The following is a 2020-nucleotide window of genomic DNA, read 5'->3' on the forward strand; positions in this document are numbered from 1 at the left end:
GTGTCAAGGCCATCTTCAGTGGAACGCGATACCAGTGGCTGCTGCAGTGGATGCGATGTTACGCGTCAAAAAGGGGCCAGAGGCCCCTTTTTGACGATGGTGGGGCGGTTTTACCCGCCGTGGAACTTGACCACCAGCGGCACGATGAGCAGTGCCACGATGTTGATGATCTTGATCAGCGGGTTGATGGCCGGGCCGGCCGTGTCCTTGTAGGGGTCGCCCACGGTGTCACCGGTCACGGCGGCCTTGTGCGCCTCAGAGCCCTTGCCGCCGTGGTGGCCGTCTTCGATGTACTTCTTGGCGTTGTCCCACGCGCCACCGCCGGTGCACATGCTGATCGCGACAAACAGACCTGTGACGATGGTACCCATGAGCAAGCCTCCCAGCGCCTTGGGCCCCAGCAGCAGGCCCACCACAATGGGAACCACCACCGGCAGCAGGCTGGGGATCACCATTTCCTTGATGGCGGCGGTGGTCAGCATGTCCACGGCCTTGCCGTATTCGGGCTTGCCCGTGCCGTCCATGATGCCCTTGATGGTGCTGAACTGGCGGCGCACCTCCACTACCACGGCGCCTGCGGCGCGGCCCACAGCCTCCATGGCCATGGCGCCGAACAGGTAGGGAATCAGCCCGCCGATGAACAGGCCCACGATGACCAGCGGGTCCGACAGATCAAAGGTGATGGCCTTGCCGTAGCTCTCCAGCTTGTGGGTGTAGTCGGCAAACAGCACCAGTGCAGCCAGGCCGGCCGAGCCGATGGCGTATCCCTTGGTCACGGCCTTGGTGGTGTTGCCCACGGCGTCCAGCGGGTCGGTGATGTCGCGCACACTGCTGGGCAGCTCGGCCATTTCGGCAATGCCACCCGCGTTGTCGGTGATGGGACCATACGCATCCAGCGCCACCACAATGCCCGCCATGCTCAGCATCGACGTGGCTGCCACCGCAATGCCGTACAGGCCAGCCAGGCCATAGGACACGATGATGGCCGCGCACACAAACACCACGGGCCAGGCCGTGGAACGCATCGAAACGCCCAGGCCCGCGATGATGTTGGTGCCGTGGCCGGTGGTGGACGCCTGGGCAATGTGCTGCACGGGCGAGTACTGCGTGCCGGTGTAGAACTCGGTGATCCAGACCAGCGCGGCCGTCAATACGAGGCCGGTGGCGCAAGCGCCAAACAGCCGCAGCTGGGTGCCCGTGGCCGTGACCGCGTTGTCCGGCATGATCCACAGCGTGACGAAGTAGAAAGCGATGAGCGACAGCACGCCCGCTATCGCCAGACCCTTGTACAGCGCGGGCATCACGTTCTTCATGCCGGGCGTTGCCTTGACGAAGAAGCAGCCAATGATGGATGCGACGATGGACACCGCCCCCAGCGCCAGCGGGTACACCACCGCATTGACCTGGGCCGTGGCCACCATCAGGGCGCCCAGCACCATGGTGGCGATCAGTGTCACCGCGTAGGTCTCGAACAGGTCGGCTGCCATGCCGGCGCAGTCGCCCACGTTGTCGCCCACGTTGTCGGCAATCACGGCCGGGTTGCGCGGGTCGTCCTCAGGGATGCCAGCCTCCACCTTGCCCACCAGGTCGGCGCCCACGTCCGCGCCCTTGGTGAAGATGCCACCGCCCAGGCGCGCAAAGATCGAGATCAGCGACGAGCCGAACGCAAAGCCAATCAGCGGGTTGAGCAGCGTGGCCAGATGGGTGGTGGGCGTGTGGTTGCCGTTGCCCGCCAGGAACCAGTAAAAGCCCGTGACACCCAGCAGACCCAGCCCCACCACCAGCATGCCGGTGATGGCACCGCCACGAAACGCGACATCGAGCGCCGGGCCAATGCCTTGGGTGGCTGCCTGCGCGGTGCGCACATTGGCGCGCACAGAGACATTCATGCCGATGAAGCCGCAGGCGCCCGAGAGCACGGCGCCCACCACAAAGCCGACCGCCGTGGTGCCGTCCAGAAACACGCCGATGAGCACCGCCAGCACCACGCCCACGATGGCAATGGTCTTGTACTGGCGGG

Annotated in this window: 1 protein-coding gene; it reads right to left on the reverse strand. The window is 65.2% G+C overall.

What is annotated here, in order from left to right; genetic code table 11:
* Positions 1-110 precede the first annotated feature (110 nt).
* A partial coding sequence (locus tag DBR23_RS09010; protein ID WP_108498028.1) for a sodium-translocating pyrophosphatase occupies positions 111-2020 on the reverse strand: 1910 nt, incomplete at its 5' end.

Source organism: Acidovorax sp. HMWF018 (assembly GCF_003061035.1).
GTDB classification, from domain to species: Bacteria; Pseudomonadota; Gammaproteobacteria; order Burkholderiales; family Burkholderiaceae_C; genus Acidovorax; species Acidovorax delafieldii.